At 59.2% G+C, this 25,732-nt stretch carries 25 protein-coding genes; 16 read left to right on the top strand and 9 right to left on the bottom strand.

What is annotated here, in order from left to right; translation table 11 throughout:
* The first annotated feature begins 30 nt into the window (after window positions 1-30).
* The 8 genes from SJY29_RS16420 to SJY29_RS16455 all read left to right on the top strand — a co-directional run bounded on the left by SJY29_RS16420 (window position 31) and on the right by SJY29_RS16455 (window position 7,294).
* Window positions 31-1,281, top strand: coding sequence for a Zn-dependent hydrolase (locus SJY29_RS16420; protein ID WP_400084991.1), 1,251 nt, complete (start codon window positions 31-33; stop codon window positions 1,279-1,281).
* 183 nt (window positions 1,282-1,464) lie between these two features.
* Entirely contained in the window at window positions 1,465-1,698 is a 234-nt protein-coding gene (locus tag SJY29_RS16425) for a GIY-YIG nuclease family protein (RefSeq protein WP_400084994.1), read from the top strand.
* A gap of 45 nt (window positions 1,699-1,743) precedes the next feature.
* A complete protein-coding gene (gene hydA, locus SJY29_RS16430) occupies window positions 1,744-3,198 on the top strand; it encodes a dihydropyrimidinase (protein ID WP_400084997.1) in 1,455 nt (484 codons plus the stop codon).
* Window position 3,199: 1 nt separating this feature from the next.
* A complete protein-coding gene (locus SJY29_RS16435) occupies window positions 3,200-3,667 on the top strand; it encodes a hypothetical protein (RefSeq protein ID WP_400084999.1) in 468 nt (155 codons plus the stop codon).
* Entirely contained in the window at window positions 3,660-4,439 is a 780-nt protein-coding gene (locus tag SJY29_RS16440) for an ABC transporter ATP-binding protein (protein WP_400085002.1), read from the top strand. The genes SJY29_RS16435 and SJY29_RS16440 overlap by 8 nt, the downstream gene beginning before the upstream one ends.
* A gap of 45 nt (window positions 4,440-4,484) precedes the next feature.
* Window positions 4,485-5,405, top strand: a complete 921-nt coding sequence (locus tag SJY29_RS16445) for an ABC transporter permease (protein ID WP_400085005.1) — start codon at window positions 4,485-4,487, stop codon at window positions 5,403-5,405.
* The gene (locus SJY29_RS16450) at window positions 5,402-6,253 is read left to right on the top strand and encodes an ABC transporter permease (protein WP_400085008.1); all 852 of its coding nucleotides are present in this window, start codon (window positions 5,402-5,404) and stop codon (window positions 6,251-6,253) included. The genes SJY29_RS16445 and SJY29_RS16450 overlap by 4 nt, the downstream gene beginning before the upstream one ends.
* Before the next feature lie 48 nt (window positions 6,254-6,301).
* Window positions 6,302-7,294: an ABC transporter substrate-binding protein gene (locus SJY29_RS16455; RefSeq protein WP_110280686.1), complete on the top strand. Its 993-nt coding sequence runs from the start codon at window positions 6,302-6,304 to the stop codon at window positions 7,292-7,294.
* Between the two features lie 266 nt (window positions 7,295-7,560).
* Here the strand turns inward: SJY29_RS16455 and SJY29_RS16460 are convergent, their stop codons facing one another.
* The gene (locus SJY29_RS16460) at window positions 7,561-8,310 is read right to left on the bottom strand and encodes a lysophospholipid acyltransferase family protein (RefSeq protein WP_400085011.1); all 750 of its coding nucleotides are present in this window, start codon (window positions 8,308-8,310) and stop codon (window positions 7,561-7,563) included.
* A 303-nt stretch (window positions 8,311-8,613) separates the two neighbouring features.
* Between SJY29_RS16460 and SJY29_RS16465 the strand changes: the two genes are divergently transcribed.
* Genes SJY29_RS16465 through SJY29_RS16475 form a run of 3 tightly spaced genes read left to right on the top strand, consistent with a single transcriptional unit; the run spans window position 8,614 to window position 10,945 of the window.
* Window positions 8,614-9,102 carry a twin-arginine translocation pathway signal gene (locus SJY29_RS16465; RefSeq protein WP_400085014.1) on the top strand — a complete coding sequence of 163 codons (489 nt, stop codon included), beginning with the start codon at window positions 8,614-8,616 and terminating at the stop codon, window positions 9,100-9,102.
* Entirely contained in the window at window positions 9,059-9,706 is a 648-nt protein-coding gene (locus SJY29_RS16470) for a ferric reductase (RefSeq protein WP_400085017.1), read from the top strand. Before SJY29_RS16465 ends, SJY29_RS16470 begins: the two co-directional genes overlap by 44 nt.
* Window positions 9,707-9,766: 60 nt before the next feature.
* Entirely contained in the window at window positions 9,767-10,945 is a 1,179-nt protein-coding gene (locus SJY29_RS16475) for an NAD(P)/FAD-dependent oxidoreductase (RefSeq protein WP_400085020.1), read from the top strand.
* Here the strand turns inward: SJY29_RS16475 and SJY29_RS16480 are convergent.
* From SJY29_RS16480 to SJY29_RS16515, 8 genes are all read right to left on the bottom strand, one after another.
* Complete coding sequence (locus SJY29_RS16480; RefSeq protein ID WP_400085023.1) at window positions 10,942-11,961, bottom strand: P1 family peptidase; 1,020 nt, start codon at window positions 11,959-11,961, stop codon at window positions 10,942-10,944. The two genes, SJY29_RS16475 and SJY29_RS16480, sit on opposite strands and share 4 nt — an antisense overlap.
* Window positions 11,945-12,682, bottom strand: a complete 738-nt coding sequence (locus SJY29_RS16485; protein WP_400085026.1) for an SDR family oxidoreductase — start codon at window positions 12,680-12,682, stop codon at window positions 11,945-11,947. Before SJY29_RS16485 ends, SJY29_RS16480 begins: the two co-directional genes overlap by 17 nt.
* Window positions 12,683-12,740: 58 nt before the next feature.
* Window positions 12,741-14,327 (bottom strand): ABC transporter ATP-binding protein, encoded by a 1,587-nt coding sequence (locus tag SJY29_RS16490; protein WP_400085029.1) that lies wholly within the window; start codon window positions 14,325-14,327, stop codon window positions 12,741-12,743.
* Complete coding sequence (locus SJY29_RS16495) at window positions 14,324-15,139, bottom strand: ABC transporter permease (RefSeq protein WP_400085031.1); 816 nt, start codon at window positions 15,137-15,139, stop codon at window positions 14,324-14,326. Before SJY29_RS16495 ends, SJY29_RS16490 begins: the two co-directional genes overlap by 4 nt.
* Complete coding sequence (locus SJY29_RS16500) at window positions 15,136-16,080, bottom strand: ABC transporter permease (protein WP_400085035.1); 945 nt, start codon at window positions 16,078-16,080, stop codon at window positions 15,136-15,138. The genes SJY29_RS16495 and SJY29_RS16500 overlap by 4 nt, the downstream gene beginning before the upstream one ends.
* Window positions 16,077-16,613: a GNAT family N-acetyltransferase gene (locus tag SJY29_RS16505; RefSeq protein ID WP_400085038.1), complete on the bottom strand. Its 537-nt coding sequence runs from the start codon at window positions 16,611-16,613 to the stop codon at window positions 16,077-16,079. The genes SJY29_RS16500 and SJY29_RS16505 overlap by 4 nt, the downstream gene beginning before the upstream one ends.
* A 65-nt stretch (window positions 16,614-16,678) precedes the next feature.
* Window positions 16,679-18,154, bottom strand: a complete 1,476-nt coding sequence (locus tag SJY29_RS16510) for an ABC transporter substrate-binding protein (RefSeq protein ID WP_400085041.1) — start codon at window positions 18,152-18,154, stop codon at window positions 16,679-16,681.
* 95 nt (window positions 18,155-18,249) lie between these two features.
* On the bottom strand, window positions 18,250-19,530 hold the full coding sequence (locus SJY29_RS16515) for an acetylornithine deacetylase/succinyl-diaminopimelate desuccinylase family protein (RefSeq protein WP_400085044.1): 1,281 nt from the start codon (window positions 19,528-19,530) through the stop codon (window positions 18,250-18,252).
* Window positions 19,531-19,660: 130 nt separating this feature from the next.
* Between SJY29_RS16515 and SJY29_RS16520 the strand changes: the two genes are divergently transcribed.
* The 5 genes from SJY29_RS16520 (at window position 19,661) to SJY29_RS16540 (ending at window position 25,732) form a co-directional block, all read left to right on the top strand.
* Window positions 19,661-20,614, top strand: a complete 954-nt coding sequence (locus SJY29_RS16520) for a glycosyltransferase family 2 protein (RefSeq protein ID WP_400085047.1) — start codon at window positions 19,661-19,663, stop codon at window positions 20,612-20,614.
* A 5-nt stretch (window positions 20,615-20,619) separates the two neighbouring features.
* Window positions 20,620-21,015 carry a GtrA family protein gene (locus tag SJY29_RS16525; protein ID WP_400085050.1) on the top strand — a complete coding sequence of 132 codons (396 nt, stop codon included), beginning with the start codon at window positions 20,620-20,622 and terminating at the stop codon, window positions 21,013-21,015.
* 114 nt (window positions 21,016-21,129) lie between these two features.
* A complete protein-coding gene (locus SJY29_RS16530) occupies window positions 21,130-22,914 on the top strand; it encodes a hypothetical protein (RefSeq protein ID WP_400085052.1) in 1,785 nt (594 codons plus the stop codon).
* A 104-nt stretch (window positions 22,915-23,018) separates the two neighbouring features.
* A complete protein-coding gene (locus tag SJY29_RS16535) occupies window positions 23,019-25,022 on the top strand; it encodes a hydantoinase/oxoprolinase N-terminal domain-containing protein (protein WP_400085055.1) in 2,004 nt (667 codons plus the stop codon).
* 101 nt (window positions 25,023-25,123) lie between these two features.
* Window positions 25,124-25,732 carry a CDP-alcohol phosphatidyltransferase family protein gene (locus tag SJY29_RS16540; protein ID WP_110280671.1) on the top strand — a complete coding sequence of 203 codons (609 nt, stop codon included), beginning with the start codon at window positions 25,124-25,126 and terminating at the stop codon, window positions 25,730-25,732.

Here is a 25,732-nt window from a genome sequence, read left to right on the forward strand (position 1 = left end):
AGTTGGTCAAACCAGAAGAGAGGAGCCCTCATGCCAGCCCCCGGAGAGAACCTGCGTATCAACGGTGAACGGCTGTGGGACAGCCTGATGGAGATGGCCAAGATCGGCCCCGGTATCGCGGGAGGCAACAACCGCCAGACACTGACCGATGAAGACAGCGAAGGCCGCCACCTGTTCCAGAGCTGGTGCGAGGCTGCGGGTTGCACCATGGGCGTTGACGAGATCGGCAATATGTTTGCGCGGCGTGAAGGCACGGATCCCGATGCGCTGCCGGTTTATGTGGGCTCGCATCTGGATACCCAGCCCACGGGCGGGAAGTATGATGGTGTCTTGGGTGTGCTCGGTGGCCTTGAGGTGATCCGGACGCTCAATGACCTCGATATCAAGACCAGACACCCGATTGTCGTAACGAACTGGACCAATGAGGAAGGCACCCGTTACGCCCCTGCCATGCTGGCATCGGGTGTTTTTGCGGGCAAACATACGCTGGACTGGGCGAATGACCGCGTAGATGCAGAGGGTAAACGTTTCGGGGACGAGTTGGAGCGGATTGGCTGGAAAGGCCCCGAGAAAGTTGGCGACCGCAAGATGCACGCCTTCTTCGAGCTTCATATTGAACAAGGGCCGATTTTGGAGGCCGAAGGCAAGGATATCGGTGTCGTCACCCACGGTCAGGGTCTGCGCTGGATCCAGTGCACTGTGACCGGCAAGGAGAGCCATACCGGTTCAACGCCGATGCATATGCGCAAGAATGCGGGGCGTGGTTTGGCGCTGATCACCGAGTTGGTGCATGAAATTGCCATGAAGAACCAGCCCAATGCGGTGGGCGCGATTGGACATATCGACGTCTATCCCAACAGCCGCAACATCATCCCTGGCAAGGTGGTCTTTACTGTCGATATGCGTACGCATCTGCTGGGTAAGCTGAACGCGATGGTGGATGAACTGATGGAACGTGCGCCGAAGATTTGCGAAGAGATCGGGGTGACATTCGAAGCCGAGATCGTCGGCCAGTTCGACCCGCCCGCTTTCGATGAGGGCTGTGTGAAGGCCGTGCGCGATGCGGCGGAACGGTTGGGCTACAGCCACATGGATATCGTGTCGGGTGCCGGGCATGACGCCTGCTGGATCAATGATATCTATCCAACGGCGATGGTGATGTGCCCGTGTGTGGATGGTTTGAGCCATAACGAGGCGGAAGAGATTTCACCGGAATGGGCGGCGGCAGGGACGGATGTGCTGTTTCATGCTGTTGTGGAAACGGCGGAGATTGTTGGGTGAGGGTTGCCAATAATCCCGACGCAGTCCCGGACGTGATCCGGGACCTCTTGCCGCAACGTGGAGGTCCCGGATCACGTCCGGGACTGCGTTGGTCTTTTGTTAACCGTGTGTGCGCAAAAGTAAGCCATGGCATTCTACACATACATCGCGGCCTGCCAGTCGAACACAGCGATCTAAATTGGCGTGACCGGCGACCTGCTCAAACGTATGTCCGAGCACAAGTCAGGTATGGGCGGCACCCACACATTGCGGTACCGCATTCGCAAGCTGGTCTATTTCGAAATGCACGAAACGCTGCACGAAGCGATCGCCCGCGAAAAGAAACTCAAACGCTGGCGGCGTGTCTGGAAAGATGCGCTGATCAACGCACAGAATCCAAAGTGGTCCGATTTGATGATGGAGGTCTCGTTTCTCTGAGGTCCCTGATCAAGTCAGGGACTGCGTAGCACTTGGGAGAGACCAATGACCAAAGTCATCAAAAACGGCACCATCGTCACCGCTGACCTGACCTATAAGGCGGATGTTCTGATTGACGGCGGCAAGATCATCGAGATCGGGCCGAACTTGAAGGGCGACGAAGAGCTCGACGCGACCGGATGCTACGTCATGCCTGGCGGCATTGACCCGCATACCCATTTGGAAATGCCTTTCATGGGCACCTATTCGACCGATGATTTCGAAAGCGGAACGCGTGCAGCACTCTCTGGAGGCACGACGATGGTTGTCGATTTTGCGCTGCCTGCCCCCGGTCAGGGCCTGCATGATGCCTTGCAGATGTGGGACAACAAGTCGGGCCGCGCGAACTGCGATTATTCCTTCCACATGGCCGTCACATGGTGGGGCGAGCAGGTGTTCAACGAGATGGAAAGCGTGGTCAAGGACCGCGGCATCAACACCTTCAAGCACTTCATGGCCTATAAAGGCGCGCTGATGGTGAATGACGACGAAATGTACGCGTCCTTCTCGCGTCTGGCCTCGCTAGGGGCCATTGCCATGGTCCATGCCGAGAACGGTGATGTGGTGGCGGAACTTTCTGCCAAGCTGCTGGCCGAAGGCAATACCGGACCCGAGGCCCATGCCTATTCCCGCCCGCCGCAGGTCGAGGGTGAGGCTGCGAACCGTGCGATTATGATCGCCGATATGACCGGCGTGCCGCTCTATATTGTGCATGTGTCGTGCGAAGAGGCGCATGAGGCGATCCGCCGTGCCCGCATGCAGGGCAAACGCGTCTGGGGCGAGCCGCTGATCCAGCATCTGACCCTGGATGAGTCTGAGTATTTCAACAAGGATTGGGACCATGCCGCGCGCCGCGTCATGTCGCCCCCTTTCCGCAACAAGCAGCATCAGGATAGCCTCTGGGCTGGATTGCAGTCAGGATCTTTGAGTGTTGTGGCGACGGATCACTGTGCCTTTACGACTGAGCAGAAACGATATGGCGTGGGCGATTTCACGAAGATCCCGAATGGTACAGGTGGTCTAGAGGACCGGATGCCGATGCTCTGGACCCATGGCGTTGGCACGGGGCGTCTGACGATGAACGAATTTGTCGCCGTGACCTCGACGAATATCGCGAAGGTGCTGAATTGCTATCCGCGCAAGGGGGCCGTTCTGGTGGGGGCCGATGCCGATCTGGTGGTCTGGGACCCAGAGAAGTCCAAGACGATTACCGCCGGAGCGCAGCAATCGGCGATTGATTACAACGTGTTCGAGGGCAAGCAAGTGAAGGGCCTGCCGCGCTTTACCCTGACGCGGGGCCATGTCGCGATCCATGATGGCGAAGTACGCACGCAGGAAGGGCATGGGAAATTCGTGAAACGCGAGGCGAATACGCCGACGAACAAGGCGCTGTCGAAGTGGAAGGAACTGACCGCGCCGCGACCGGTGGAGCGGACGGGTATTCCGGCGACGGGGGTTTGAGTTGGGCAAAATCAGAGGGGCGACGCATCGGCGGAACTATGAAGATGAATTTGGCACGACTTTCGGTATTGGCTTCTTGCTGACAATGTTGGTCGCACCATTCGTGGTTGCTGGTTCGCAACGCGAGGAGATTTCTGGCGGGACTTTTGTTGTATTCTTTGTCGGTGCGTTGGCGATTGCAGTGCCTGTTTTTTTCAAGGCCGTTGTCATTGCGACATTTGTGTTTTTTCCCGTCTATCATTTGGGTGCTGTTATCTTGGGAAGACCTCTTGCATTTGTAGTAGGCGCAACAGTCGCTGGCTTCGCTAGTGCGAGTCTGGCTCTATCGGTGAATATTGATTTGGTGCCGCCGAGTATCGTTTTCGTTGATGAACTCTGGAACTTTGGTTCGGTCGTCGGCGCTATCGCGGCAATGATTGGGCTGGTGATTGCAACTATCCAAGTTTTTGTTGGTGGGGCTTATGCATAATCCTGTCATCGCTGCCGCTGGTCTGAACCTCACCTTCCAAACCAACGATGGCCCTGTCCATGCGCTCAAGGACGTGAACCTTGAGATCAACAAGGGCGACTTCGTGTCGTTTATCGGCCCTTCTGGCTGTGGCAAGACGACGTTCTTGCGCTGCATTGCAGGGTTGGAAACCCCCACTGGTGGGGAGATATCCGTCAATGGCATGACACCGGACGAGGCGCGGATGGCGCGGGCCTATGGCTATGTGTTTCAGGCGGCTGGCCTTTATCCGTGGCGCACGATTGGTGGCAATATCAAGTTGCCGCTTGAGATAATGGGGTTCTCCAAAGTGGAACAGGCCGAGCGGGTGGCGCGGGTGCTGGACCTTGTTGATCTGGCGGGGTTCGAGAAGAAGTTTCCGTGGCAATTGTCCGGCGGGATGCAGCAACGTGCCTCGATTGCGCGGGCCTTGGCCTTTGATGCGGATATTTTGCTGATGGACGAACCCTTTGGCGCGCTGGACGAGATTGTGCGCGATCACCTGAACGAGCAGCTGTTGCAGCTGTGGGCGCGCACCGAAAAGACCATTGGCTTTGTCACCCATTCAATCCCCGAGGCGGTGTATCTGTCGACCAAGATTGTCGTGATGTCGCCGCGTCCGGGGCGGATTACCGATGTGATCGAAAGCCCGCTGCCCAAAGATCGGCCTTTGGATATTCGCGATACACCCGAGTTTATCGAGATTGCGCACAGGGTGCGTGACGGGCTGAGGGCAGGCCATGACGATGTGTAGGACCCTCCGGGGGGAGTATTTTTGGCAAGATGATGAGGTGGGCGGGTGAAGTCTGTTCTGCCGGTTCTGACCGTTATCGGGGCGATCCTGTTGTTCTGGATCGTGTCCGTTGTGCCGATGAACATACATCTGACGGCGGATCTGGCGCAGCGGCAGGATATTGCGGTGACGCCGGATACGCCTGTGGCGCGTCAAGAATTGTCGGGTGTCGGGCTTGCACTGCGTAACCCGCAATTGTTTGCCATGACCTATACGCTGGAACGGCCGCGTTTGCCCTCGCCGCATCAGGTTGTGGTGGAGATGTGGAATACGATTGCCTTGCAGAGCATTACATCGCGGCGGTCACTGGTCTTTCATGGCTGGGTGACATTATCGGCCACGCTAGTGGGTTTTGTGATCGGGACGGGCCTTGGCATCCTGTTGGCGGTGGGGATCGTGTATAACCGCGCCATGGACATGAGTGTGATGCCTTGGGCGATTGCCAGCCAGACCATTCCTATTCTGGCCCTTGCGCCAATGATTATTGTGATGATGGGCGCGATCGGCATTCAGGGGCTGTTTCCGAAGGCGGTGATCAGCGCCTATCTCAGTTTCTTTCCTGTCGTCGTGGGCATGGTGAAGGGGTTGCGCAGCCCCGACGGTATGCAGCTTGATTTGCTACGCACCTATTATGCGAGCCCCGCGCAGGGGTTCTGGAAGCTGCGGTTGCCGGCCTCGTTGCCCTATCTTTTTGCCTCGCTCAAGATCGGGATTTCGGCGTCATTGGTCGGTGCGATTGTCGCCGAATTGCCAACGGGTGCGCGTGCGGGTTTCGGGGCGCGGATGCTGGTGGGTGATCAATACGGCCAGCCTTTGGTCACATGGGCTGCGCTCTTTGCAGCGGCCCTGACTGCGGCGGCCCTGGTGGGGTTTTTCAGCCTGATTGAACGCTGGACCCTGCGCCGGATGGGGATGCAGGCGGTATGACGGGCACAGCGATTATCAGCGCTTTGGCGATCTGGGCGGCGGGCTGGTTTGTCAACGCGCGGTTGGCAAATGGTGGCGCGGCAAATACCCGTCTGGTCAGGCTATTGGTGCCTGCGATTTTCGGTCTGACACTCCTGATCATGTGGGAGCTTCTGGTGCGCCTGTTGGAGGTCAGCCCGATTATCCTGCCGCCCCCCACGATGATTGCCGAGCGGTTTGCCACTGAAATTCCGACGCTTTGGGCGGATTTTGTCCAGACGATCATCAAAGGGGCCATGACCGGTTATCTCATCGGGATGCTGGCGGCCTTTGGTGTGGCTATTCTTGCCGACCGGTCGGATTTTCTGACGCGCGGCATTCTCCCGGTGGGTGGCTTTATGGCGGCCTTGCCGATTGTGGGGATTGCGCCGATTTTCGTCCGTTGGCTGGGGAGCGACTGGCAGTCCAAGGCGGCTGTGGTTGCGGTGATGGTGTTCTTCCCGATCCTTGTGAACACCGTGGCCGGTTTGCGCGACACGACAGCGATGCAGCGCGATCTGATGCGCACCTATGGCGCGGGCTATTGGCCGACGCTGCTCAAATTGCGCCTGCCTGCGGCGATGCCGTTTATCTTCAACGGTCTTAAAATTGCGACGACTTTGGCGCTGATCGGGGCGATTGTTGCTGAATTTTTCGGCTCTCCCACAGTGGGCATGGGTTTTCGCATCTCGACTTCGGTGGGCCGTCTTGCGCTTGATATGGTCTGGGCCGAGATTGTCGTTGCCGCATTGGCCGGGAGTGCTTTTTACGGATTGATGGCATGGATTGAGGGGCGGGTGACCTTTTGGCACCCATCGCAACGCAAATAAAGAATTGAGCCCCGCAAAGAGGGTGTAACAACTGACTAGGAGGTCAAAATGAAAAAGATGATGATGGCAGCGGCGATGGCCGCTGGATTGGGTGGCATGGCCCATGCGGATGCCCACGCCAATGATGTGACACTGCAATTGCAGTGGGTCACGCAGGCACAGTTTGCGGGATACTATGTGGCGCTGGATCAGGGCTTCTATGAGGAAGAAGGACTGAATGTCACGATTCTGCCCGGTGGTCCGGATATCGCGCCGCCACAGGTGCTGGCGGGCGGTGGTGCCGACGTAATGCTGAACTGGATGCCATCCGCACTGGCGGCCCGCGAACGCGGTCTGCCTGTTGTCAATATCGCGCAGCCGTTCAAGACATCCGGTCTGATGCTGACATGCTGGAAAGACACCGGCATTGAAACGGTCGAGGATTTCCGCGGTAAGACAATTGGCGTGTGGTTCTTTGGTAATGAATACCCGTTCCTGAGCTGGATGAGCCAGGCCGGCATTCCCACCGATGGTGGTGAAGAGGGTGTGACCGTGTTGCGGCAGGGTTTCAACGTTGATCCGCTCTTGAACCGCGAGGCCGATTGTATCTCGACCATGACCTATAACGAGTATGGTCAGGTTTTGGATGCGGGTGTGTCCGAGGATGAGCTGGTGACATTCATGTATGAGGACCAGGGGGTCGCCACGCTTGAAGACGGGATCTATGCGCTGGAAGAGAACCTCGAAGATCCGGTCTTTGTCGACAAGATGGTGCGCTTTGTGCGCGCTTCGATGAAGGGCTGGAAATGGGCCGAAGAGAATCCGGTTGAGGCCGCTGGCATCGTTCTGGACAATGACGAGACCGGTGCACAGTCCGAGGCTGCGCAGATCCGGATGATGGGCGAGATTGCCAAGCTGACCGCAGGGTCCAATGGCGCGCTTGATCCGGCGGATTTCCAGCGCACCGTTGATACGCTCTTGGCAGGTGGCTCTGACCCGGTGATCTCCGCGCAGCCGGAAGGTGCATGGACAAGCGTGATTACGGATGCTGCTTTGAACTAGGTGCAACGCTGTCCGGGGCTTGATCAAGGACCTTGCGATAACGAAAGGCCCCGTGCGTTGCACGGGGCCTTTGATTTACATGGTGCAGCTTGGAACCCTTGGCCTTGTTGGCGCGATGCCATATTGCGACGTCTGCGATGGACGTCATCCACACAGGACGACGCTGCCGTTATACGAGGGATGCTTCCGCGAGCCAAATGCGGAATAGAGCAGGTTGGGGCATGCGCTCGGTTCGCTGTAAAAGCAATGTGAGACCGAAAGAGTGATTATCTCACATCCGCCTCGCGCTCGGAAAGCGCGGTGTAGTTTTCAGAAACGACCTGTTGCAGTTTATCGGCAAGGTCCCGCGCGTCGGCTTCTTCGTAGTGTTCGGTCGAAACGGGCTTGCAGAAACGGACGTGTATCTTGCCCGGTCGTGCCCGGACGGTTCCAAGCTGCATGGCATGATGACCACCATGTATGACCACCGGAATGACGGGTGCTTTTGCCCTGATCGCAATGATGCTGCCGCCCACCTTGAAACGACCGACGCCGTCTCGACCCGAAAGCCTGCCTTCGCCTCCCCAACCAACTCTTTTGCCTGCCTTCGCCGCGGCCACCATGCGGTCGACAAGGGGGTCGGTGGACCTTCGGTTGCCCCGCGCGACCAACTCAATATCGATTTTCGCACAGGCTTTACGGGCGAAGGGGATATGCCGGTATACATCGGCACCGGCGAGCCGATCCACATGCGGCCAGATCGCAACGAAATATGCTGCCAGGTCCGCGAACGATGTCTCGTTGTGAGAAAGAATGCAGCCTGTGCCTGCCGCAGGAATTTCTCCTTCGACAATAACTTCAAATCGACAGTCTTCGAGATACTTTGCGAACAGGCTTTCAAGCGGTGTCCGTGCCAGCCTGCCGACTTGCGCTCCGCGCGCTATCCTGCCCATTGCTGCTGGTGTGCCCAATAAAAACCGAAGCGATGCTTTTCCACCACGCCAATTTTCTTGGATCGATTTCAGGGCGTGCGTCATATGACCTATGGCTCTTGGTAAAGTGGTCGTACTTCCCTCGGGTCAAAAATTCAATTCGAAACATCCGGCTGCATGGCGCTTGTCTTGCGCAAACCTTGCACCTGCTAACCAAGCGCGCGCTGTGTCATCACTCGTTGGGCTTGAAGCTGCTCTGCATCACGCGTGCACCATTTACAACAAAGACCCCCCTGCGTTGCACGGTGCCCTTTCACACTATCTTGAAGCTTGGGACAAAGCGGCGCGTTCGGATTGTGCGCGTCGTGTGCTATGTCTTCCTTATGTTTTGCCGATCGGAGATCATTGATGACCAAAGGATTGATCACACGCCGCCATACCATGGCTCTTGGTGCCGCAGCGCTTGTCACCCCCGCGGCAGGGCTGTTGTCACCTGCTGCTGCCGCTGGTCTGGCGCCCACACCCACCATGCGCGGTGGGGCCAATAACTATCGCCCTGATGCGCCGATTGTAGAGCGCATTGGCGCGGGTGGTTTCTGGATGACAGGCACCGTCCGGCGCGCTGGCGATGGTGCGCCTCTGGAAGGGCAGCGTATCCAGATATGGGCCCATACAACCGAAGGCCATGAGCGTGACGCCCATAGCCACGGGGCCACACTGACCGATGCGGATGGTGTGTTTCGCATGAACATGCCACAGATCGTGCCTGCGTTTGGTCAGGCGCATGGGCATCTGGCCTATGACAGCGGGCATTTCAAGACAGTGTTCCTGCGTCCTGTGATGGCCAGTCCGAATGATACCTCCCTTCACGTCGATTTCGTGTTGGAGCCTGCCTAGGGTGCTGCGCGCGGTGCTGATGTGGGGCGTTCTGGCGGCCGCCGTCTGTGTCCCTGTCATTGCTGCCGCATCCAGCCCGCTTTTGCAGTGGCGGGACCCGATTTACATCTTTGCAGGTCTTGCCGGTGTGGTCGGCATGGCGCTGCTATTGATGCAGCCCCTATTAATCGCAGGCGCACTGCCGGGGTTGTCGCAGGCAAACGCGCGCAGACTGCACCGCGCGACAGGTGCGCTGCTGCTGCTGGCTGTCGCGGGCCATGTTGTGGGTCTTTGGATCACCAGCCCGCCTGATGTGATTGACGTTCTACTGCTCCGCTCGCCCACGCCTTTTGCGATCTGGGGTGCTTTGGCGATGTGGGCTGTTTTTGCTGCGGGCCTGTTGGCGGTTTTGCGACCGCGTTTGCCGCTACGGGCTTGGCGTTGGGGGCATACGGCAGCCGTCAGTTTGGCCGTCCTCGGCACAGTGGTACATGCTTTGCAGATTGTCGGAACGATGGAGATGATCAGCAAAACCGCCCTGTCAGTACTGGTGCTTGCTGCGCTTGCGTGGGCGATTGCGCGGCGCAGGGTCTGGTCCATGGGTCTGCGCCCGCGCAGGCCCTGAAAGACGCCTATTTTCTTTTCCCCAAACGCTTGCCATGATCGTCCGGAAACGAGGGCTGTCATGACTGACCAGAGCTATGATGTGATTGTTGTTGGTGCAGGGCTGATGGGCAGTGCGGCGGCGCGTCATCTGGCCGAAATGGGCGTGAAAACGGCCCTTGTGGGGCCGGATGAACCGTTGGAAAAAGCCACGCATACAGGGGTTTTCGCAAGCCACTATGATCAGGCGCGGATCACACGCAAGATCGACACCCGCAAGAACTGGGCCCGTTTCGCGCAGGAGGCGATTGCCCGCTACCCCGAGATTGCCGCCAAGGGCGCACAGCCGTTCTACACGCCTGCGGGGGCGATTGTGGCAGGCACCGAAGTGGGTGCCGAGCGCGACTATATTCTGAACGCACAGCGCCATGCGCAGGCGAATGGTGTCGCGCATACGGCCCTGCGCGGGGCGGAGCTGGCCGCGCGGTTCCCCGAGTTTGACTTTCCTGAGGGGATCCTTGCGCTGCATGAAGAGGTGGACGCCGGTTGGATCAATCCGCGTTTGCATGTGAAGGCAGAAATTACGGCAGCGACCAAGGCGGGTGCTGTGTTGCATCGTGATACGGTCGTGCGGATTTCCGAGGGCGGCGGTGCGGCGCAGGTGCATTGTGCGGGTGGTGCCGTCTTGACCGCCGGCAAGGTGATTGTCGCCTGTGGCGCTTTTTCCAAGGCCGAGGGGCTTTTACCGGACCCGATCCCGATGCGGGTCTATGCCCGCACCATCGCGTTTTTCGAACTGGATGAAGGGGAGGCTGCGCGTCTGTCGGGGATGCCTTCGGTGATCTACGTTCCACCGGGCCGGTCAGAGGATCCCTATATCCTGCCGCCTGTGCTGTATCCTGACGGCAAGACCTATATCAAAATCGGTGGCGATGCGGTGGATACCGAATTGCACAGCGTCGATGATATGATCGCATGGTTCCGCAGTGGCGGTGATCCCGTGGCGGGTGCGGCGATCTCGGAGATTCTGATCGGGCTGATGCCGGGGCTGAAGTACCGCTCTATTCATTTTGATAGTTGCGCGACAAGCTTTTCGCCCAATGGCAACCCGTTCATTTACCCCCAGACTGATCATATCATCGCGCTCACCGCAGGGAACGGGGCCGCTGCGAAATGCGCGGATGAGATCGGGCGGCTGGGCGCAATCGTCGCGACGGGTGGTGCGATCCCTGATTATTATGACGGCGCGTTTGCGCCCTAGCCGTTCATCTCGCGATAGGTTGGGATGATGTCGCCTGGGGCGCTTGTTGCCTCATAGACACCGCGCGCGATGGCGCGGGCCAGACAGGTGGCCGCTGCGGCTGCGATCTCGCGGAAGCGGGTCTGGTCCACAGGGGTGCTTGTCCCCGTCGAGACCCCGAACACCAGATCACCGTCAAGCGGTGTGTGGGATGGCACAATCGCCCGCGCCATGCCGTCATGGGCGGTGACAGCGAGCCTGTGGCATTGCACCTTGCTCAGTGGCGCATCGGTGGCGACGATTGCGATGGTGGTGTTCGCGCCTTGCGTGGCCTGCTGCATCATCGCATGTTCCTTGCGGCTTGGCTCTGATGTGACATGTCCCGCGTTTGGATCTGGCCCCGCACCGCCGAATTCGCCGTCAATTTCAAAAGGTGCGGCCCAGAAATGTCTGTCACCGCGGGTTGTGACGCTGCCAAGCGCGTTCACCGCCACCAATGCGCCCACGGTCGTACCATCGGGCAGGATCAAGGAGGCAGAGCCAAGCCCGCCTTTTTGCATGGCCGCCATGGCCCCTGTCCCCGCCCCTGCGGTGCCTAGCGCAAACTGCTCGGACGCGCTTTGCAGCGCTTCTCGCCCCAGGGCGCGGTAGGGGTTTTCGTCCCAGTCCTTTGCGCCGCCGTTGATCAGATCAAAGATAATCGCACCCGGCACGATGGGAATGCGGATATCACCGATGGCAAACCCCCGCCCCATCGCGCGCAGCCCGTCCATGACACCCGAACAGGCATCAAGCCCGAAGGCCGACCCGCCCGAGAGAACCAGCACATCAACCTGTTCCACGGTTTTGTCGGGGGCCAGCAGATCGGTTTCCTTGGTGCCGGGTGCCCCGCCCATCACATGCACGCTGGCGGTGAACGGTTTGTCGCCGACCAGAACCGTGGTGCCGGTCTTGATGTGGTCGTCTTGCGCGTTGCCCACACGCAGGCCCGCCACATCGGTGATCAGGTTGCGGGGTCCTTTAGATACAGCGGCCACCGTCCACCTCCATTGCGACACCGGTGATCATGCTGGCCTCGTCCGAGCAAAGGAAACAGGCGGCGTTGCCCATGTCCTCGGGGGTGGAAAAGCGCCCCAGCGGGATGGTCGACAGGAATTTGGCGCGAATTTCCGGCGTATCCTCGCCCATAAAGGATTTCAGCAAGGGCGTATCGCCCGCCACAGGGTTAATCGCGTTCACGCGGACCCCATCCGGGGCCAGTTCGACTGCCATGGTTTTCGTCGCGGTGATCATCCAACCCTTTGAGGCGTTGTACCAGTTCAGGCGCGGGCGCGGCGACACACCGGCGGTCGAGGCTACGTTGAGGATCGCGCCCCGCTTGTGTTCCTTGAAATGGGGAACAAAGGCGCGGGCGGTCAGGTAGACCGATTTCATGTTCACGGCAAAGACGCGGTCAAAATCCTCCTCGCTCACGTCCTCCATCGCACTGGGCAGATGGGTGATGCCTGCGTTGTTCACAAGTATGTCCAGCGGTCCCGCCCCCAGCACCGACTTTGCCATGTAGTTGACCGAGGCACCGTCCGAGACATCGCATGTCAATGCGCGCCCGCCGATTTCATCCGCGATGTGCTGGGCACCGTCGATATTGAGGTCAGCCACGATGACATGGCACCCTTCGGCCGCGAATTTGCGCGCGATACCCGCCCCGAAACCGGAGCCGCCGCCTGTTACAATCGCCGTCTTGCCAGCCAGTCGCATGATATCCCCCTCATTTTCCGGCAGCGTAATGGACGCAAGCCGCGCTGCAATCTCTTTCTTATCCCGTCTGCCCAATATCCGGCAGCTTGGGCGCCGCTGCGATCAAAGTGCGGGTGTAGGGATGCTGTGGATGTGCAAAAACAGTCTCTGTTTCGCCCTGTTCGACGATTTTTCCCGCCTGCATGACCATGACACGGTCGGTGACTGTGCGCACAACGGACAGATCATGGCTGATGAACAGATAGGCCAAGGGGCGCTTGCGGCAGAGGTCCGCGATCAGGTCGAGCACCTGGGCGCGGACCGAAACATCAAGCGCGGACACCGCTTCGTCGAAGATGATCAGTTCAGGTTCGATAATTAGCGCGCGGGCGATGGCGATGCGCTGGCGCTGGCCGCCCGAGAATTCGTGGATGTACTTGCCTGCATCTGCGGGTGACAGGCCCACGTCAGTGAGCGCTTTGGCAATGGCATCGGCGCGCGCCGGTCCTGTGGGCGGATGTGGCAAAAGGTGGAAGGGTTCGGTGATCAAACGGTCAACCCGGTGGCGGGGATTGAAGCTGCTGTAGGGGTCCTGAAAGACGACCTGCATCTTGCGCCGGACCGCAAGGTTGGGGTGTTTGCCGCTGAAAACAGGATCGCCATCAAGGGTGATTTCGCCTTCCTGCACGTCCTCCAGCCCCAAAATCGCCCGTGTTAGTGTCGATTTTCCGCAGCCGCTTTCGCCGACAAGGCCGACACGTTCGCCTGCGTTGATCTGAAAGCTGATGTCGTGCAGGGCACGGAAGACAGGGCGCGGGCCCAGAAAGGCCGTGCGCGACATGGGGTAATCGCGGGCGACGTTCCTGACTTGCAGGATCGGGGGTGAAGGGGGCGTTTCGGGAAGTGAGACGGTATGGGCCGAGGCCGCGAAGAGCGCCTTGGTGTAGGGGTGCTGCATATGGGCAAAGAGATGTCTGGTTGCGCCGGACTCCACGATGCGCCCGTTCTGCATGACGGCGATCTTGTCGGCGATGTCCGCCACGACTGCCAGATCATGGGTGATCAGCAACAGCCCCATGTCGAATTCGCGGACGAGATCGCGTAGCAGATCAAGGATGCGGGCCTGCGTCGTGACATCAAGTGCCGTGGTCGGTTCATCCGCGATCAGCAGTTTGGGACGCAGGGCGATGGCCATGGCGATGACGACACGCTGGCGCTGCCCGCCCGAGAGCTCATGCGGGTAGCGCGAGGGGGGCACTTTCAGCCCCACGCGTTCCAGCATGGCGGCAGCACGTTTGTGGGCTTCGGACTTGGTGGTTTTTTCGTGGATCAGGATTGTTTCGGCGACCTGTGCGCCGATGGTTTGCACGGGGTTGAGTGCGGTCATGGGTTCCTGAAACACCATGCCCATGGTGTTGCCACGCATCTTACACAGGTCGGTTTCAGAGGTTTGCAGGATATCGGTGCCGTCGAGGTTCACCATGCCTTTGGCGGCCGAACCACGCGGCAACAGCCCCATGATGGCAAGTGCAGCCATAGATTTGCCCGAACCACTTTCGCCGGTGATCGCAACAATCTCGCCGGCCTCAATCGTGAGGTCGATATCGTGGAGGATTTCGGTATCACCGATGGACAGTGACAGGTCTTTGATCGCAAGCAGGCTCATGTGCGGGCCACTCTGATGCGGGGATCAAGCCAGTCGCGCAGCCCGTCACCCATCAGGTTGAGGCCCAGCACCATCAGCAAGATCGCAAAGCCCGGCACAAGGGCCACATGGGGGGCAATGCTGACCAGTGTCTGCGCGTCGGCCAGCATCCGGCCCCAGCTGGCGGTCGGTGGTTGTGCGCCAAGGCCGATGTAGGACAGCGCGGCCTCTGCCAAGATGCCAAGGCTGAACTGGATCGTGCCCTGAACAATCATCAGGTTGGTGATGTTGGGCAGGATATGTTCAATCGAGATGTGCGTGGCGGATTTTCCGCAGACGCGGGCAGCGAGGATGAAATCACGCTCCCAGAGCGGCAGGGCGGCACCGCGGGTCAGGCGGGCAAAGACGGGGATGTTGAAGATACCAATGGCGATAATGGCATTGACGGCGGATGCGCCGAAGACGGCGGTAATCAGAATGGCGATGACCAGCGACGGGAAGGCAAAGACAAGGTCGTTGCCGCGCATGATGAGCTCGTCGAGCAGTGAGCCGTGCCGCGCCGCCGCGAGTAATCCCAAAGGGATGCCGAGCGCCATGCCGATGCCCACGGCGAGCAGGGCAACGGCGATGGATGTGCGCGCGCCCATCATGATCATCGACAGGATATCGCGGCCGAAGTGATCGGTGCCGAGCCAGTTGGTGGCGCTCGGCGTTTGCAATCTGTTGGGGATATCCAGTGTTTCGATATCGGCGGGGGTCCAGACAAAGGACACCGCCGCCAGTGCGATGAACAGGACCGTCAGCGCCGTGCCGATGATCAGATTGCGGCTCATGATTTGGTCCTCAGCCGCGGGTCGACGGCGGCATAGGCCAGATCGACAAGGAAGTTCACCATGATCACGGTGAAGACCAGAAGCATGACCACGCTTTCCACGACGATCAGGTCGCGTGCGCTGATCGACTGGAAAATCAGACGGCCCAGACCGGGCAGGAAGAAGACCTGTTCAATGATTATCCCCCCTGCGAGCAGGAACGAGAATTGCAGACCGATGATGGTGAGCACAGGGATCAGCGCATTGCGCACCGCGTGTTTCCAAAGCGCTTGGCGGGCCGAAAGGCCTTTCGCGCGGGCGGTCCGGATGAAATCCTCGCCCAGCATATCCAAGAGCGATGACCGCATGACCCGCGCGAGGATTGCCGCTTGCGGCAGAGCGAGCGCAATGGCGGGCAGGGTCAGGGCTTTGATGGCTTGCAAAGGGTTGTCCCAACCGGGAAACCCGCCTGCGCTGAACCAACGCAGGTTGATTGCAAAGATAAGCACAAGGATCATCGCGAACCAGAAATTCGGGATCGCGACGCCCAGTTGCGTGGCGCCCATGATGGTCACATCGCCTGCGCTGCCACGGCGGCTTGCCGCGTAAATCCCTGCGGGAAAGGCAATGAGGGTCGAGAGCGCCAGCGCATAGATGGCCAGCGGAAGCGAAACCCAGATCCGGTCCGCGATCAGCTCCGCGACAGGGGTTTTATAGGTCCAGGACTGCCCGAAATCACCGCGCAGCAACCCCGTGATCCAATCGAAATATCGCGTCACCACAGGTTGATCGAGGCCCATTTCCGCGCGCAAGGCCGCAATCGTATCGGGGCGTGCGTTGATGCCCAGCATAAAGGCTGCGGGATCACCCGGGATTACCTCGATCACCGCAAAGATGACGATGGATGCCACAATCAGGCTGATAATCAGCGAGGTGAGGCGCCCAAGCGCATAGCGGATCATGGGTGCTCCTCTTCTAGGGCTTCGGCGAAGTTGATTTCGCCTTTCGGGATGCTGCCGTCAAATGTGTAGTACAAGATAAATCTTGGATTCAGGCCGCTGTAGGTCAGTGCGTGATCGTTCTTAAAGCCCATCGGCATATAAACATCGGGGTTGCCCGTCAGAACGCAGCCTGCCGCCCCCATGTTGCGTAACATCTCCAAGCCTGTGTGCACGAGCTTTGTGCCGATCCCTTGCCTTTGCTTATCGGCGCGGACCGAAATAGGGCCGAGCCCGTACCAAACCCCCTGCGCCTGACTGATTTTCGCCGGAGAGAAGGCCACATGGCCGATAATACCGTCCGCGTCGGCCACCAATGACAGCGTGAGTTCACCGTCTGCGCGGAGTTGGTTGATTATGTCGGGTTCACTGCCATCGCTGAAAGCCATGGGTGCAAAGGCATCGCGCGTCAGATCATAGATCGCCTGCCGGTCCTGCGGTGTCTCCGCTCTGATGATCGGCTCATACGTCATGCGATGGCGTTCGTGGTACGGCATCGGGCCGGCAAAATGCCACGCCCTGCATGGACGCCCCCCGCAAGATATTTACGGGGGGCATTGTCCTAGTTGCTCCAGCTGACGCCGGTCAGGTCAACGGCCGCTGTCGGCTGGTTCACCCACAGCCCTTGCAGCCCCGCCTTGGCGACGGTCGCCACGGCCAGTTCAAACAGATAGCCGTTCACGTAGTCCTCTGAAATGATCGCTTGCGCCTGCGCCAGCAGGTTGCTGCGCATCGCAGGGTCTGTGGTGGCGTTGAGCGTTTCCATCAGCGCCTGGAACTCGGGGTTGTCGTATTGGAAATAGTAATCAGGATTGGCGTAGATGCCGATATCCATGGGCTCGGTGTGGCTGACGATGGACAGGCCAAAGTCCTTGTTGGTAAAGACCTCTTCAATCCACTGCGCCCATTCAAGGTTGGTGATTTCCGTCTCGATCCCGACCGCACGCAACTGGCTGGCGATGATCTCGCCGCCGCGGCGGGCGTAAGATGGGGGCGGCAGTTTCAGGGTGGTGGTGAAGCCGTCCGCAAAGCCTGCCTCGGCCAAGAGACTGCGTGCAAGCTCGGGGTCGTATTGCGAATTGGCCAGCAGATCGACGTAGTCGGGGTTATGCGGAGCAAAATGCGTGCCAATGGGTGTGCCATATCCGAACATCGCACCGTCGATGATCGCTTGGCGGTCGATGGCATGGGCCAATGCTTTGCGCACGCGGACATCGTCGAAGGGCGGCATTTTGTTGTTGGTCGACAGGATCGTTTCGCCCTCGGTATTGCCGACGAGGACCTGGAAACGCGGATCGGCCTCGAACTGGGGCAGGTTCTCAGGGGCAGGGAAACCGACAAAGGCGTCCACATCCTCGGCCATCACGGCGGCAAAGGCGGCCGTCGGGTCCGAGATAAAGCGGAAGGTTGCACTTTCCAGCGCAGGGGCCGGACCCCAGTAATCAGGGTTGCGTGTCAGCTCGAGCCGGTCGCCCTGCACCCAGTCCGTGAAGGTGAAAGGGCCGGTGCCGATGGGGTTTGACGCGATGTTATCGATGCTTTCAGGGGCTACGATCACCGCATCCCCCCACGCCATGTTGAACAGGAAGCTGCCGTTCGGTTGGTCCAGTGTGACCTGCACGGTCAGCGGATCAATCACGGTGACATCGGTGATGCCTGCGAACAGGCCCTTTTGGGCATTGGTGCTGTCCTCGGCGCGGGCGCGATCAAGACTGAATTTCACATCCTCGGCGTCCATTGTGGTGCCGTCATGAAAGGTGACACCGGCGGCAAGGTTAAAGGTATAGACCAGACCGTCATCCGAGATATCCCAGCTTTGGGCAAGGCCACGGATGATCGCGCCATCCGCGTCAAACCGTGTGAGGCCCTCGAAAACATTGGCGTAGAGCACGCTATCAATCGCCTGCGCGGCCCCGCCTGTGGGGTCAAGGTTCGGCGGTTCCAGCTGGATGGCAACGGTAATGCTGTCTTGGGCAAGCGCGCCCGAGGCGCAAAGAACGATGGCGGTGGATGCCGCGAGTGTTTTGAAATGGTGCATGATGCTCCCCCTGTTGTTGGGGACGAGTGTTTACAAAACGGGGGGGCAATTCAAGTGCTGCTTGCGGGTGACGTGATGTCGGGGCGGGCCCCGCCCTACGGTGCCAAAATCTTGACTAACGCCCCTGCCATCACCTGTGCACTGTCGATCATATCGTCCACGCCGATGTATTCATCGGGCTTATGTGCCAGTTCCAATATCCCCGGCCCGTAGGCGATGCAGTTTTTCAGTTTGCCGATCCGGTCGATGTGTTTTTGGTCGTAGGTCCCGGGTGAGGCTACGAATTCGGCGGGTTTGCCCAAGGTTTTTTCGATCTCGGCGGCGATGACTTGCACGACGGGTGCGTCACGGTCGGTCATGCTGGGCAGGACCACATTCATTTCGCGCAGATCATAGTCAAAGCGGTCACGGCTGGCTTTCAGTCCTTCAAGTAGCGCCTTCACCTCGCCGCGCACGTCGTCGATGTTTTCTTCGGCCAGAAAGCGGCGGTCGATCACGATGCGGCAACTGTCGGGCACGCAATGGGCCGGTAGGCCGGTGTAGTCGTCATCCTGTTCGGGTTGCCCGCCGTGGATCGAATTGATGTTCATGGTCGAAGACCGCGCGCCTTCCGGCACGACAGGCATGTCGGTGTGCCGTGCAGCCATTGCGGGATAGAGTTTGTTCTCGAACTCAGTCAGTACCGCCCCCATGTGCCGCACTGCGCAGTCGCCGAGAAACGGCATGGACCCGTGCGCGATTTCGCCGAATGTCTCGATCTCCGCCCACCAGCCGCCGCGATGGCCAAGGCAGACGCGGTCTTTGTTCAGGGGTTCGGGGATAATGACGTGTTGCACGCGGGTGGGGTCGAAATAGCCCTTTTCGGCCAGATAGGCGACGCCACCGTAACCGCCGGATTCTTCATCCGCTGTGCCGGAAATCTCAATCGCACCTGCGAAGGTGGGGTGGGTTGCGAGGAACGCCTCGGCGGCGATGATAGAGGCGGCAAGCCCGCCTTTCATATCGCAGGCCCCGCGTCCGTAGATTTTGCCGTCGATCAGTTCACCGCCGAAGGGGTCTTTGGTCCAGCCGTGGCCGACTTCGACCACATCCGTGTGGCTGTTGAAGTGGACGCAATCACCGGACTGCCCGCCCTCGCGCCGTGCGACGATGTTCCAGCGGGGGTATTTGTCGCTATCGCCGGGGGTGCCGTGGGCGCGGATCAGCTCCGTTTCAAACCCCGATCCCCGCAAGCGCCGGTCCAGATATTCGCAGATCGCGCGATAGTCGCGTCCCGGCGGGTTGAGCGTGGGAATACGGATCAGGTCCTGGGTCAGCGCGATCAGATCATCGCGGCGGTCGGTGATGGCGCGTGCAAGGTTCGTGTTCTTTGTCATGGTTTGAGTATTCGTCTTTCCGGTGGAACAGACAATGGTGTGATTTTGAAATTACACAGTGCGGCCACAAAAGAACCGCAGTGTATCGCCATGTTGTATCCCGCCTGCTATGCCAAGGGGCCACATTACGATGGAGCGCAGACGCGTGGAATTGACGTCAGATACGAAGGTCGCGGTTCTGATCCCGTGCTATAACGAGGCCAAGCCGATTGGCACTGTCGTGGCTGACTTTCGCGCGGCGCTGCCCGCAGCCGACATCTATGTTTACGACAACAATTCTACCGACGATACCGCCGAAGCCGCCCGCGCGGCGGGTGCTATTGTGCGGGTCGAAACCCAGCAGGGTAAGGGCAACGTCGTCCGCCGGATGTTTGCCGATATTGATGCAGATGTTTACGTCATGGTGGATGGCGACAACACCTATGAGGCCAAGGCGGTCCCTGCGCTAGTCGACAAGCTGCTTGATGAAACGCTTGATATGGTCAGCGGGTGTCGTGTGACTGAAATTCAAGAGGCGTACCGGCCGGGCCACCGTTTCGGGAACTGGATGCTGACCGGCCTTGTTGCCAGTATTTTTGGAAAGCGCACCAAGGATATGTTGACCGGTTACCGCGTCTTTTCGCGCCGCTTTGTCAAATCCTTTCCGGCGCTGTCACGCGGGTTCGAGATTGAAACCGAGTTGACCGTTCACGCGCTGGAACTGCGCATGCCCATTGCAGACGTGGATACGGTGTACGTAGACCGGCTGCCGGGCTCTGACAGTAAACTGAACACGATCCGGGACGGGTTCCGCATTCTGAAAATGATTGTCTTGCTGGTGAAGGAGGAGCGTCCCTTTGCGCTTTTCTGCGGCGTTGGTGTCCTGTTGGGTCTGCTTTCACTGGTACTTGGCGGGCCTGTTGTTGTCGAGTTTGTGGAAACAGGACTCGTGCCACGGTTTCCTACGGCGATTTTGGCCTCGGCGATCATGGTGATCGGCGTGTTGTCTGTGGTGACGGGTCTGATCCTTGACACGGTCACGCTGGGGCGCCGCGAAATGAAGCGGATGGCCTATCTGGCTTTGCCCGCACCATCGCGGCGCTAGGACCGATGCGTTCCGAGCTTATCGCGCAGATGCTGCGCTTTGGTGCAGTTGGGGGTGTTGGTTTCGTCGTCGATGGTGGGTTGTTGTGGCTGTTGATCGGGTTTGATCTCAATCCATATCTGGCGCGCGCACTGTCTTTCCCTGTTGCTGTCGTGGTGACATGGGCTTTGAACCGCAACTGGACATTTCGCGCGACACGTGATGCCAGCAGGCAGGGTCAGTTCGGGCGGTACTTCGGGGTTCAGATCGTCGGGAGCCTGACCAACTACCTGATTTATTCTGCGGTTATCGGTGTGTTCGGGACTGCGTCGTTGACCATCTTCGCAGGCTTCGCGCTCGGTTCTTTCTTCGGATCGCTTTTAAACTTTTTCGGGGCGCGTCACCTGGCTTTTCGCGCCTGATCCTGCTGTCCGTCGCATGCAGAATGGAGCTTTGCGTGCAGATAATTCCCATTGTTTTGTCTCCAGAATGTGAAAGACTCTGCGGTGACGCGGCTTGTTGAGTGATTGATAGAGATGAAAGACGTCCCACTGATCAGATTCTGCCAGCATAGGCCATTGTTTGTGGTTTTGCTCGGGGCGATCTTGATCGTGGTTGTCAAAGCCGTCGTTCAGGGTGCCGGGATGGAGGACAACTTTGTCTCCATGGGCAATGACGACATCATGCGATTGGTCATGGTCCGTGACTGGCTGGCGGGGCAAAGCTGGTTTGACACGACACAATACCGGCTGATGCCGCCCGAGGGGGTGTTGATCCATTGGTCCCGCTATATTGATGCGGGGATTGCCGCGTTCATCGTGCCGTTTTCGTATTTTATGCCAATGGAAAAGGCGGAACTGGTCGGCGCTGCAATTTGGCCGACGGTCATCCTGATCCTGACACTTCTTGTCGTGGGGTTTGGGACCAAGCGGATCTTCGGGCCAATCGCGGCATGTTTTGCGGTTCTGTGTACGGTCTTGTGGCCCTTGTTGGGTGATTTGCATATGCGGGCCGGAAATCTGGACCACCACAACGTCCAGATCCTGATGATGGTGATCCTTGTTTATGCGGTTGTCTGGCCGGATCGTCCGGTGACCGCTGGCATCATCGGGGGGCTGGCTGCGGCTTTTGCACTGTCGACGGGCCTTGAAAGCCTGCTTTTTATCGTTGGCGCGGGTATTTTGGTCTTTGGCCGTTGCGTATTTGATCAACGCATCGAAACGCAGCGGCTTCTTGTGGCGTTCTGCCTCGCTTTGGTCGCAGGCAGCCTGCTGTTCTGGCTGGGCTTGACTGCGCCTGCTTTGCGCACACGCCCTGTCTGTGACCAGCTGGGCACCCCGATGCTGAGCGTCATTGCCGTCGCCGTTGTTGCGGCACTTGCGCCTTTTGCTTTGCGCGGCCGTTTCCCGGGTGCGGTGTTTCAGGTTGGCCCGACGTTCGCTCTGACGGGGATCGGCCTTGCGATTGCATGGCCACTTCTGGGGCCTTGCATCCGTGGACCCTACGGCGATTTGCCGCCAGAGCTGCAAGAGATGATTGCCACGCGTGTTACAGAAGCGAAACCATTCCTGATCTATGTGCAAACGCAACTTTTCGCGGCGCTGGCATTTATGATCCCTGTTATTGTCGCGTTGGTTTCAGGGTCTGTTCTGTGGTGGTCACGGCGCGGTGGGTCGGGGACAGGTCAAACGCAAAACGCCATTCTCGGGCAGTTGTTGCTGCTCGGGTTTTTTGGGATCGGTTTGATCTTTCTTCAGATGCGGACGGTCATTTTGGTGGCTTCGGTCGTGCCAGCGATCGGAGGGATTTGCCTTGCCGTCTTGCTAAAGGCCTATCTACAAACCCGCAGTCTTGCCACGGCCGCATTGATATTCATCGTGGCGATCGGGATCAGTGCGCCGCAGATTCTATTGAACCCTCTACAGCCCTTTCTCCAAGGGTCTGTGACGCAAAGAGAGGGGGCCTCCTGCCGCAACTATGAAACGCTGCTGGCATTGAATGACATCCCGCCTGCGGTGATCATGAACAGCACCAACATGGGTGCGCCTTTGCTTTGGGTGACCCATCACAGCACGCTGGCGGCACCCTATCATCGCAGCCCTGACGCCTTTATGAATGGTGCCTTGGGGTTCGATCTCGAAGAAACAGCGTTTGAGAAGCTTGCCAGAGAACAGGGGGCGACACATGTCCTGCTTTGTGCGGGTCAGACTTACGTGAGCGAATTTCTGACCGGACTGGCGGCTGGTGACGTTTCCGTCGCGTGGTTGCTCCCTGTCCCCCTGCGCAATGACGAACAGCTGCTTTTTGCGTTGCAGGACTAGACTGCGCTTTATCCTGTCGTTTTTCGTGAAGAACTGCGTGAAATAGCGTTGCGCTTGGCGCGCGTCGGTCGTTTAGATGTGCGCCAGACGTAAGGCGGGATTGCATGACATATTTGTTGGGTGTCGACACTGGCGGCACATATACCGATGCGGTGATTATTGATGAAGCACAGGACAGGGTTCTTGGGTCCGCCAAGGCGCTGACCTCGCGCCCTGACCTGGCTGTCGGTGTCGGAGCGGCCATTGATGCAGCAATTGCACAGGCTGCGGTCAAACCCGCCGATATTGCGATGGTATCGCTTTCCACTACCCTTGCGACGAATGCGCTTGTCGAGGGTCAGGGCGGCCGGATCGCGTTGATCGCTATCGGTTTTGATGACGCCGATCTTGCGCGCGCCGGTTTGACCGAGGCGCTGCGCGGCGATCCGGTGATCCGGCTTGCGGGCGGTCATAACCATGCAGGCGGCGAGGTGGCACCGCTTGATCTTGCAACATTGCACGCGGCCATAGCTGATCTTGGGGACGGCATTACGGGGTTTGCCGTTGCCGCCAGTTTCGCGACGCGCAACCCTGCCCATGAAATCGCCGTGCGCGATGTGTTGCGCGATACCACAGGCCGACCTGTCAGTTGTTCGCATGACCTGAGCCAGGCACTTGGCGGGCCGAAACGGGCGTTGACGGCTGTTCTGAACGCGCGCCTGATCGGGATGCTGGACCGTCTGATCACAGCATGCGAGGCGCATTTGACGGCCGTGGGTATCACGGCGCGCTTGATGGTTGTGCGCGGGGACGGGGCTTTGGTCTCTGCTGATCTGGCGCGCGAAAAACCGATTGAGACAATCCTCAGCGGACCTGCCGCATCCATTGCCGGTGCCAGTTGGCTGACAGGCGAAACCGATGCTTTGGTCAGCGACATCGGCGGTACGACAACGGATGTTTGTCTGCTGCGCGATGGCCGCCCCAAGATCGACCCGCAAGGCGCACGTGTTGGCCCCTTCCGCACGATGGTCGAGGCGGTGGCGATGCGCACGACGGGCCTTGGTGGTGACAGCGAGGTGCATGTGGTCGAGGGGCTGCATGGTGGCTTGCGGTTGGGTCCGCGCCGGTTGATGCCGGTCTCTTTGGCCGCGCAGCAGTATCCTGATTTGGTCCATGCGGTTCTGGACCGCGCTCTGGCGCAGGATATTCCGGCGGCGGATGGCGGGCAGTTCGTGGTTCCGCTCTGGCAGGACATGCCAGCGGGTTTGGACAAGCGCGAACAGGTTGTGGCGGCGCGTCTGGCCGAGGGGCCCTTGCGCCTTGGCCATGCGGTGCAGTCACGGATGGAAAGCCCCGCATTGGGGCGGCTGGTCGAGCGTGGTCTTGCTATTATTGCCGGGGTCACGCCCTCTGATGCGTCTCATGTTCTGGGGATGGTGGATGCATGGGACGCGCAAGCGGCCGAAAAGGCGTTGACGCTTTTTGCCCGCAGGCGCACCGGTGCGGGCACGCGGGTGGCCGAAAACGGAAAGGTGCTGGCACAGCAGATTATAGATCAACTGACCGCGCAGACGGTCGATTGTCTGTTGCAGGCGGCCTTTGCCGAGGATGATCTGGCATGGCCCGATCCGGCAGCACTTGCCAAGCATCCGCTGAGCATGGCGGGGCTGGACCGGCACAGTGGCGTGTTGCGGATGCAGTTGTCTTTGGGCGTCCCGGTGATTGGTCTCGGCGCCTCTGCTGCGGCCTATTACGGCGCTGTTGGCGAACGGCTCGGAACGCGGATGGTGTTGCCTGAACATGGCGGTGTGGCCAATGCCATTGGTGCAGTTGTTGGGCAGGTGCGGATGCAGGCCACAGGAACCGTCACAAGTGCGGGAGAAGGGTCTTTTGCTGTGCATCTGACCGACGGACCGAAGATCTTTGCGGATCGTGATGAAGCGCTGGGCGTTCTTGAGGCGGTTCTGCGGGACGAAGCCGAAGGACTGGTGCGCGCTTCAGGGGTGGAGGAAATCCGCTTTTCCGTGTCGCGCGATATTTCTGAAATCACAGTTGAAAACAGGGCTATGTTTATCGAGGCCACCCTGCGGGTCGAGGCCAGCGGCCGCCCGCGGATCGCCAGCAGCTAGTCCATTTGTGTCAGACTTCTGCTGATCTTTCACATTGTTGTCAGGCTGATTGCGCGAATGGATTGCATCGGTCACAACAAATCATCTTGTGAGGAGGCCAGATGCTCGACCGTTACGCACGTCAGTTGATTGACCCGCCGTTGAACCTGATGGGTCGCGGGTTGGCGGCGCGTGGGTTCAGTGCTGACGGTGTTACACTGGTCGGGCTTGCGCTTGGGTTGTTTGCAGCGCTTTTGATCGCCTTGGGCCAGTTTGGTTGGGCTTTGGTGCCGCTCTTGGCCAGCCGTTTGGCCGATGGCCTTGATGGTGCCGTGGCGCGGGCAACGCAGAAAACGGATTTCGGCGGATATCTGGATATCGCAGCGGATTTCCTGTTCTACGGGGCCATTCCGATGGCCTTCGTGCTTTACGATCCCGCTGCAAACGGGGCGGCCGGGGCTTTCCTTCTCGCTTCATTCTATTTCAACGGGACGAGCTTTCTGGGCTACGCGATCCTTGCCGAAAAGCATGGTCACAAGACCGATCTGCAGGGGCAGAAGACGCTCTACTATTCCAACGGGCTTCTGGAAGGGACGGAAACGATTGTCTTCTTCCTCCTTCTTTGCCTTTTTGAAACTTTCTTCGCGCCACTTGCGTGGCTCTTTGGAAGCCTGTGCTTCGCAACGGCGATCCTGCGCATACTCGCCGCCAAACGTATCTATACTGACTAA

This window comes from Yoonia sp. R78084 (genome assembly GCF_044595625.1).
Lineage (GTDB): Bacteria > Pseudomonadota > Alphaproteobacteria > Rhodobacterales > Rhodobacteraceae > Yoonia.

Excerpts from the sequence above, each read along its gene's own strand:
- SJY29_RS16490 (WP_400085029.1), bottom strand. The coding sequence starts at position 14,327 with ATGAGCCTGCTTGCGATCAAAGACCTGTCACTGTCCATCGGTGATACC.
- SJY29_RS16455 (WP_110280686.1), top strand. The coding sequence starts at position 6,302 with ATGAAAAAGATGATGATGGCAGCGGCGATGGCCGCTGGATTGGGTGGC.
- SJY29_RS16520 (WP_400085047.1), top strand. The coding sequence starts at position 19,661 with ATGGAGCGCAGACGCGTGGAATTGACGTCAGATACGAAGGTCGCGGTT.
- SJY29_RS16420 (WP_400084991.1), top strand. The coding sequence starts at position 31 with ATGCCAGCCCCCGGAGAGAACCTGCGTATCAACGGTGAACGGCTGTGG.
- SJY29_RS16450 (WP_400085008.1), top strand. The coding sequence starts at position 5,402 with ATGACGGGCACAGCGATTATCAGCGCTTTGGCGATCTGGGCGGCGGGC.
- SJY29_RS16515 (WP_400085044.1), bottom strand. The coding sequence starts at position 19,530 with ATGACAAAGAACACGAACCTTGCACGCGCCATCACCGACCGCCGCGAT.
- SJY29_RS16510 (WP_400085041.1), bottom strand. The coding sequence starts at position 18,154 with ATGCACCATTTCAAAACACTCGCGGCATCCACCGCCATCGTTCTTTGC.
- SJY29_RS16485 (WP_400085026.1), bottom strand. The coding sequence starts at position 12,682 with ATGCGACTGGCTGGCAAGACGGCGATTGTAACAGGCGGCGGCTCCGGT.
- SJY29_RS16465 (WP_400085014.1), top strand. The coding sequence starts at position 8,614 with ATGACCAAAGGATTGATCACACGCCGCCATACCATGGCTCTTGGTGCC.
- SJY29_RS16505 (WP_400085038.1), bottom strand. The coding sequence starts at position 16,613 with ATGCCGTACCACGAACGCCATCGCATGACGTATGAGCCGATCATCAGA.
- hydA (WP_400084997.1), top strand. The coding sequence starts at position 1,744 with ATGACCAAAGTCATCAAAAACGGCACCATCGTCACCGCTGACCTGACC.
- SJY29_RS16440 (WP_400085002.1), top strand. The coding sequence starts at position 3,660 with ATGCATAATCCTGTCATCGCTGCCGCTGGTCTGAACCTCACCTTCCAA.
- SJY29_RS16535 (WP_400085055.1), top strand. The coding sequence starts at position 23,019 with ATGACATATTTGTTGGGTGTCGACACTGGCGGCACATATACCGATGCG.
- SJY29_RS16530 (WP_400085052.1), top strand. The coding sequence starts at position 21,130 with ATGAAAGACGTCCCACTGATCAGATTCTGCCAGCATAGGCCATTGTTT.
- SJY29_RS16500 (WP_400085035.1), bottom strand. The coding sequence starts at position 16,080 with ATGATCCGCTATGCGCTTGGGCGCCTCACCTCGCTGATTATCAGCCTG.
- SJY29_RS16470 (WP_400085017.1), top strand. The coding sequence starts at position 9,059 with ATGATACCTCCCTTCACGTCGATTTCGTGTTGGAGCCTGCCTAGGGTG.
- SJY29_RS16460 (WP_400085011.1), bottom strand. The coding sequence starts at position 8,310 with ATGACGCACGCCCTGAAATCGATCCAAGAAAATTGGCGTGGTGGAAAA.
- SJY29_RS16475 (WP_400085020.1), top strand. The coding sequence starts at position 9,767 with ATGACTGACCAGAGCTATGATGTGATTGTTGTTGGTGCAGGGCTGATG.
- SJY29_RS16495 (WP_400085031.1), bottom strand. The coding sequence starts at position 15,139 with ATGAGCCGCAATCTGATCATCGGCACGGCGCTGACGGTCCTGTTCATC.
- SJY29_RS16525 (WP_400085050.1), top strand. The coding sequence starts at position 20,620 with ATGCGTTCCGAGCTTATCGCGCAGATGCTGCGCTTTGGTGCAGTTGGG.
- SJY29_RS16540 (WP_110280671.1), top strand. The coding sequence starts at position 25,124 with ATGCTCGACCGTTACGCACGTCAGTTGATTGACCCGCCGTTGAACCTG.